This window comes from Halolamina salina (assembly GCF_042678005.1).
GTDB lineage: Archaea > Halobacteriota > Halobacteria > Halobacteriales > Haloferacaceae > Halolamina > Halolamina salina.
In genome coordinates, this window is the sequence record NZ_JBHUDH010000016.1 from 7,667 (window position 1) to 14,239 (window position 6,573).

Consider the following 6,573-nt stretch of genomic DNA (forward strand, 5'->3'; position numbering starts at 1 on the left):
CGGCGGCCGCGCGGGCGGCCTCGTCGGCGACGAATCCGTCGTCCCCATCGGCTGCCCGGATCAGGAGCCGCGACCACGTGCGCTCGACCTCCCCGGGGATGCCGCGGTCGTCGAGGACCGCCCGCACGTTGTCGGCGAGGCGGTCGAGCATCTGCCCGCGGACCTTGTCGCTCTTGATCCCCACCTCCCCGTAGCGGACGACGGCGAGCTCCGGTGACTGCTGCACGGGCGGGGTAGCGGGCGGGCGCGCATGGGTGTTTCCTTCCCCGGTCGCGAGCGGAACCCTTACTGCCGCGTCGACGGACTCCCGGCCATGGCCCTCTCGACGGACACGATCCTCGTCGGTATCGCGTTGCTGGTGTACGACGCCGGTTTCAACAGGTGGGCGACGGCGTTCACCGCCGCCGGCTTCGCGCTCGTCGCGCTCGGCTACGCCGGCTCACTCTACCGGCGCGCCAGCGGTGACGACTGACCGAGCCCGGTCAGACGTCGTCGAGCGGGTCCTCGATCTGCCCGGTGATCGACTCGAGCAGGTCGGTCACCGTCACCATCCCGACGACCTCGCCGTCCTCGAGCACGAGCGCGAGCTCCTGACTCTCGACCTGGAACTGGTCGATCGCGTTGCTGACGCTGGTGTCGTGGGACATAGTCATCGGCGGCGCCGAGAGGTTGGTGAAGTCCACGTCGCCCTCCGCGACGCTGTCGCGGTAGCGCGCGAGCATCGGGAAGTAGACGATCCCGCGGAAGTCGTTCAGGTCCTCGCCGATCAGGGGGTAGCGCGTGTGCGGGTGCTCCTCCATCCGGCGGAAGTTCTCCTCGGCGTCGACCTCGGTGGAGAGCGCGACGATCGCCTCGTCCTCGACCATCACCTCGCTCACCGGGCGGTCGCCGATCTGGAGCGCGTTCATGATCTCCTCGCGGCGCTCCGCGGAGACGTCGCCCTTCGTGAGCACCGATCCCAGCCGGTTCCGCAGGTCGGCGCGGGACTCGATTGCGTCCTCTTCTGCCTCCAGCCACGCGCCGGTCATCTCGACGCCGAACAGGCCGAGCGTGGCTTTCGCGACCCAGTCGCCCAGCTTGATGATCGGCAGGATCGCCCGGTTACACCAGTACAGCGGCGTCGCGCCGTATCGACAGACCAGCCGGGAGCGCTCGACGCCGAGATAGGTGGGCGTCTGCTCGCCGTGGGTCAGGTGGACGAGGTTGATGATCAGGAACGCGATGAACGCGCCCGCGCCGACGCCGGCCAGCGCGCTCCCTTGGAAGATCGGCTCGAAGATGGCCGCAAGCGCGGGCTCGGCCACGATCCCGACCGCGATGCTGGAGGCGGTGATCCCGACCTGACAGGTGGTGAGGTAGAGTTCGAGGTCGTGGGTCATCTCCCACGCCCGCTCCAGACCTTTACTCCCCCCGTCGCCGAGGAACTCCTCCTTGGAGAACTGTCTGGCGCGAGTGAGGCCGAACTCGATCGCGACGAAGAAGCCGTTCGCGAGGATCAGCCCCACTCCCGCGAGCAGTCTGGCGGTCAGTTCGAGCGTCTGCATGGGCGGCTCTCTCGACCGCCCCCGGTAAATGCGCGGCGGCCCCGGGAGCTACCCCCTCGCGGCGAGGTAGACGACCCCCAGCTTGACCAGCGCCGGGTGTGGCACCGCCTCCGGGCGCGCCGCCTCGACGACCGCGAGCCCGTCCCGGAACGACGCGCCGCGCTCGGCGGCGACGGCGGTCGCCAACACTGCGGCGCTCCGACTCACCCCCGCCTTGCAGTTGACGAGCACGTCGCCCGTCCGCGAGAGCCGTCTCACGGCGTCGACGGCGGCCGCGAACGCAGTCCAGTCGTTCCCCTCGCCGTCGGTCAGCGGGTGGTGGTGGGTGGTCAGGGGATACGCGTCGGTCGAGACGGAAACGACGGCGTCGAAACGACGGTCGTGGCGGTCGGGGTCGGCGGCGTGGCGGTTGCCGAGGTGGAGGCCACGCTCGTTCAGCGGTGTGAGAACTGGCTCGTCGTCGACGGAGCCGATCGGTCGGAGGAGCTGGCAGTCGGGATCGGTCGAGCGGTCACTCATCGCCCCGGCGGCGTCGGGGGGAGCGCGCTCAGAACGTCGAGATGTCGCCCTCGATCGCCTCGCGGGTGATCTCGGTGACGTTCGCGAGGTTCTCGTCGACGATCTCGCTCACCTCGTCCTCGATGTCGGCCACGTCGACGCCGTCGGCGGTGACGACCTGCGCGTCGGCGACGTGGGGCTGGTCGATCGGTCGGCCGATCTGGGAGAGCAGGCGCAGTTGGAGGTCGCGGATCCCGTCGACCTCCGCGACCACGTCCTCGGCAGTCACCGTCGAGAGGAGGTTGTAGATTTTCCCGATGTGGTTGACGGGGTTCTTGCCCGAGGTGGCCTCCATGCTCATCGGTCGGTTCGGCGTGATGAGGCCGTTGGCGCGGTTCCCGCGGCCGACGGAGCCGTCGTCGCCCTGCTCGGCGGAGGTGCCGGTGACGGTGAGGTACACCGAGCCGGCGTCGTAGTCGTCGGCGGTGTTGACCTCGACGCTGACCTCGCGGTCGGTGTGCTCACGGGCGACGCTCTCGGCGTACGCCTGCACCTCCTTCACCGCGGCCTTGTACGCCTCGAGGCTCTCGATGTACTTGTCGACCATCGCGACGGCGACGGTCACGTCGATCGAGTCGCCCTCGCGTTTGCCCATCACCTTCACGTCCGGGCCGACCTCGGGGTTCTCGGCGGCGTACTCGCCGTTGATGCCGCGCTCGATCTCGTGGACGATGGTCTCCGTCTCGGTCAGGGGGGCGTGGCCGACGCCGTAGGAGGTGTCGTTGGCCATCGGCACCTGGACCTCCTCCTCGCCGAACACGTCCTGTAGGTCGCCGCTGCCCTCGCCGAGCTGGATGTCGACGACCACGTCGGTCCCGTACTCCAGTTCGGGGATCTGCTCCTGGAGGTACTCACGGGCGGCCGCCAGCGCCGTCGAGTCGACGGGCAGCTCGATCGTCTCGCCGTCGCGCTCGTAGCTCTTGGTCGCGCGGCCGACGATCAGGATGTAGATCGGCTCAATCACCTCGCCGCCGCCGTAGGCCGGCGCCGCACGCCCCGCGGCGAGCTGAGTCTCGTCGGTGTTGTAGTGGAGCACCTTCCCGACGCGATCGAGGTAGAGCTGTGAGAGCGCCCGGGAGACGCTCTCGGCGATGCCGTCGCAGATAGAGTCGGGGTGCCCGATCCCCTTTCGCTCGACGATCTCGACCTGCTGGTCCTCGACCGCCCGCCGGTCGAGTTCGGAAACCTGAACGTTCCGCGTCATTGCTCCCTCTTCCGCGGCGCGGGGTCTATAACCTTCGGAAACGATCCGGGGAACGGAAATTACTGTTAAGCATCGGCGTCGAGTAGCAGGCCGAGGTAGGACGTACGGATCTGGTCGTCGGGGTCGAGACCGAGCGCGCGGAGTCGCTCCTGTGCCTGCTCTCGCACCGCCTCGATCTCGGATTCCGGCGCCTCGCGTTCGATCTCGACGAACGAGCCGAGTCCGTCGACCGCGTCGAGGGTGACGGTGTAGCCGTCGAGATCGAACCGTTCGCGCTCCTTCTCGACGGTCGCGGCCGGCTCGAACCCCAGCCCGTCGAGGATCCCCGCGGCGGCGTCGCCGTCGGTGACGGCGGTCTCGTGTTCCTCGCGGGTCTTCGACTCGGCCTCGACGAGCGGTCCCTTGTAGGTCAGCTTCGTCGTCGTCTCGCCGGCGTCGAGGTCGGTCTCCTCCCGCAGCCGGAGCGCCTCGTCGGTCTCCGCGAACTCGCGGTGGGGAGCGTCGTAGTACGTGTCGACCTGTCGGACGTGATCGACGGGCTCGGCGCCGGCGTCGGAAAGCGCCGAGCGGACGGGATCGTGGTCGGCCGCGACTTTGAGTTCGACCTCGTACATGGCTGCGGAGAGAGCGGCGGCGACGAAAAGCGTGGCCTCTCGGCCGCGACGGTCCGATCCCGCGGCCGGCGGCGTCGGGGGCGTCCAGCCCCGAAACGTTGTCCTTAAGAGTGGAACACGTGACCGTAGACGTATGAGCGAAAACGAGGCCGACGCCGAGAGCGAGGCCGAGGCAGCCGAGACCGAGTCGGGAATCCAGGAGGGCGACTTCGTCCGCATCGACTACAACGTCCGCACCGTCAGCGACGACCGCGTCGTCGACACGACCCGGAAGGAGGTCGCCGAGGAGGCCGGCATCGACGACGACGAGTACGACTTCTCGCCGCGCATCATCGTCGTGGGCGAGGGCCACGTGTTCCCCGGCGTCGACGACGCGCTGCTCGGCGGCGAGGTCGGCGACGAGGGCACCGTCGAGATCGACGCCGAGGACGGCTTCGGCGAGTACGACGAGGAGCAGGTCCGCACCGTCAGCGCCAACAAGCTCGACGAGGAGAACCGTCGCCCCGGCGCACAGGTCCAGATCGACGGCGAGCAGGGCTACGTCGAGCGAGTGATCGGCGGCCGCGCACGCGTCGACTTCAACCACCCGCTTGCGGGCGAGGATCTCGAGTACGAGTACGAGATCGTCGACGTCGTCGAGGACGACGAGGAGAAGGCCGCCGGCCTGCTGGGGATGTACCTCCAGATGGAGCCGGACCTGCGTATCGAGACCGAGACGGTCGAGGAGGAGGTCACCACCGAGGACGAGGACGGCGAGGAGACCACCGAGACCGAGGAGGTCGAGCAGCGCACCCTCTACATCGAGGCGACCCAGCAGATGCAGATGAACCAGCAGTGGATGTTCCAGAAGAGTCAGGTCGCACAGGACCTGATGGACCGTCTCGACCTCGACCGCGTGGTCGTCGAGGAGGTCTTCGACGGCACCGGCGGCGGCATGATGGGCGGCATGGGCGGTATGATGGGCGGTATGGGCGGCGCCGAGCAGCTCGAAGAGGAGCTCGAGGACATCGAGGGCGACCTCGAGGACGCCGACGTCGACGCCGAGGAGATCGTCGACGAGCTCGAAGACGAGTAACGCCGTAGTCGGCACGCGACGCCGTCACACACCGACCGAACCTTTTTGCGGAATCCAACGCCAGTAGCGCGTAGCCGATGAAGCTCGACTTCTCCTGAGCCCGCGCGGCTCACGTGACGGCAGCGAGGCGACAGCCTCGGCATCCGTGGTTCCGCGACCACGCTGTGAGCGGCGGGAGACCACCTGTGGCACCGTTCCCCGACAGCCTCGGGTCTCCCGCCGGCCGCGGGTCGTTCCCGCCGTCGTCGCCCGTCAGCGGTGGGGACCCACCCCCACCAACGTTGCAAGACTCACCACCAGCCGAGACGGACGAACAGCGAGCGAACGCCAGTGACGCCGACGGCGACCCCGACCGCACTGCCGTCGTTGTCGCCCGCGACGCCGACCAGCAGCCCGACACGACCGAGATCGAGCGCCTCGCCGCCACGGCCGGCTACGAGGTCGTCGACGCGCTCACCCAGCGCCGCGAGGAGGACGGCCAGTACAACCTCGGCCGCGGGAAGGCCGAGGCGCTCGCCCGTCGCGTGGTCGAGACCGGCGCCGACGCGGTCGTGTTCGACGGCGAACTCAGCCCCGGCCAGTACAGTTCCCTGACTGCACTCCTGCCCGACGGAACGGTCGTCGTCGACCGGCACCGGCTCGTGCTCGGGATCTTCGAGTCCGGCGCCGGCGACGAGGCCGCCCGCCTGCAGGTCGAACTCGCGAGGCTGCGGTACGAGCTCCCCCGGATCAGGGAGACCGAGGAGCGAACCCACATGCAGCGCGCCGCCGAGACCGGCTCCCGCGTGGTCGACACCGAGCGGCGGATTCGGACCGTCGAGAACAAGCTCGACGAACTGGCCGATCGCGCCGGCGAGCGCCGGGCAGAGCGCCGGGAACAGGGGTTCGACCTCGTCGCGGTCGCGGGCTACACCAACGCCGGGAAGTCGACGCTGCTGCGCCGACTGGCGGACGATCTCTCGATCGAGGGGATATCCCCCGAACACGACGATCTCGACGGCGAAGCTGCGGTCGAGGATCGCCTGTTCGAGACGCTCGACACCACCACCCGGCGGGCGACGATCGGCGGCCGACGGGGGCTGCNNNGCTGACGGACACCGTCGGGCTGGTCGACGGGATTCCGCACGACCTCGTGGCGTCGTTCAGCGCGACGCTCGATGCGGTCGCCGACAGCGACGCCGCGCTGCTGATCGCCGACGCGAGCGACTCGCTCTCGGCGATGCGCGAGAAGCTCCGGGTGTCGCTCGGGGAACTCGACGACCCGCGCGGCGAGCTCCTGATCGTGCTCAACAAGGTCGACCTCCTCGACGATGCGGCAGTCGAGCGGCGCCGGAGGGCGGCCGAGTCGGTGGCCGGCGATCGGGCCACCGCAGTGCTCGCGGTCAGCGCGACCGAGGGAACTGGGATCGACCGCCTGCGCGAGACCGTGGCCGGGACGCTGCCGACCGAGGAGGTCCGGTTCGACCTCCCCAACACGGGAGAGACGCAGTCGTTCCTCGCGTGGGCGCACGAACACGGGCGCGCCGACGCCGAGTACGAGGGCGACCGCGTCCGCGTTCGGTTCGCCGGCCGGCCGGG

7 protein-coding genes and 1 pseudogene are annotated in these 6,573 nt (G+C 69.4%); 3 read left to right on the forward strand and 5 right to left on the reverse strand.

The genetic code is table 11. The features are described from left to right. Positions 1-226: pseudogene (locus tag ACFR9S_RS02230) on the reverse strand (tRNA 4-thiouridine(8) synthase ThiI); the annotation flags it as partial. Positions 227-313: 87 nt separating this feature from the next. Between ACFR9S_RS02230 and ACFR9S_RS02235 the strand changes: the two are divergent. After that, complete coding sequence (locus ACFR9S_RS02235; RefSeq protein ID WP_379732694.1) at positions 314-472, forward strand: hypothetical protein; 159 nt, start codon at positions 314-316, stop codon at positions 470-472. Positions 473-482: 10 nt separating this feature from the next. Here the strand turns inward: ACFR9S_RS02235 and ACFR9S_RS02240 are convergent, their stop codons facing one another. The 4 genes from ACFR9S_RS02240 to cyaB all read right to left on the reverse strand — a co-directional run bounded on the left by ACFR9S_RS02240 (position 483) and on the right by cyaB (position 3,920). Further along, entirely contained in the window at positions 483-1,544 is a 1,062-nt protein-coding gene (locus tag ACFR9S_RS02240; RefSeq protein ID WP_379732693.1) for a CNNM domain-containing protein, read from the reverse strand. A gap of 48 nt (positions 1,545-1,592) precedes the next feature. Then, positions 1,593-2,063, reverse strand: coding sequence for a phosphatase (locus ACFR9S_RS02245; RefSeq protein WP_379817976.1), 471 nt, complete (start codon positions 2,061-2,063; stop codon positions 1,593-1,595). Between the two features lie 28 nt (positions 2,064-2,091). Next, positions 2,092-3,306, reverse strand: coding sequence for a methionine adenosyltransferase (locus ACFR9S_RS02250; RefSeq protein ID WP_379732102.1), 1,215 nt, complete (start codon positions 3,304-3,306; stop codon positions 2,092-2,094). A 65-nt stretch (positions 3,307-3,371) separates the two neighbouring features. Then, complete coding sequence (gene cyaB, locus ACFR9S_RS02255; protein ID WP_379732103.1) at positions 3,372-3,920, reverse strand: class IV adenylate cyclase; 549 nt, start codon at positions 3,918-3,920, stop codon at positions 3,372-3,374. 133 nt (positions 3,921-4,053) lie between these two features. Between cyaB and ACFR9S_RS02260 the strand changes: the two genes are divergently transcribed. Together ACFR9S_RS02260 and ACFR9S_RS02265 are read left to right on the forward strand one after the other, a co-directional pair. Continuing rightward, positions 4,054-4,995: an FKBP-type peptidyl-prolyl cis-trans isomerase gene (locus ACFR9S_RS02260; protein ID WP_379732104.1), complete on the forward strand. Its 942-nt coding sequence runs from the start codon at positions 4,054-4,056 to the stop codon at positions 4,993-4,995. Positions 4,996-5,180: 185 nt separating this feature from the next. Beyond that, a complete protein-coding gene (locus ACFR9S_RS02265) occupies positions 5,181-6,086 on the forward strand; it encodes an HflX-like GTP-binding protein (RefSeq protein ID WP_459077183.1) in 906 nt (301 codons plus the stop codon). Positions 6,087-6,573: the final 487 nt, after the last annotated feature.

Coding starts and splice junctions, on each gene's coding strand:
- ACFR9S_RS02235 (WP_379732694.1), top strand. CDS start 314: ATGGCCCTCTCGACGGACACGATCCTCGTCGGTATCGCGTTGCTGGTG.
- ACFR9S_RS02240 (WP_379732693.1), bottom strand. CDS start 1,544: ATGCAGACGCTCGAACTGACCGCCAGACTGCTCGCGGGAGTGGGGCTG.
- ACFR9S_RS02245 (WP_379817976.1), bottom strand. CDS start 2,063: ATGAGTGACCGCTCGACCGATCCCGACTGCCAGCTCCTCCGACCGATC.
- ACFR9S_RS02250 (WP_379732102.1), bottom strand. CDS start 3,306: ATGACGCGGAACGTTCAGGTTTCCGAACTCGACCGGCGGGCGGTCGAG.
- cyaB (WP_379732103.1), bottom strand. CDS start 3,920: ATGTACGAGGTCGAACTCAAAGTCGCGGCCGACCACGATCCCGTCCGC.
- ACFR9S_RS02260 (WP_379732104.1), top strand. CDS start 4,054: ATGAGCGAAAACGAGGCCGACGCCGAGAGCGAGGCCGAGGCAGCCGAG.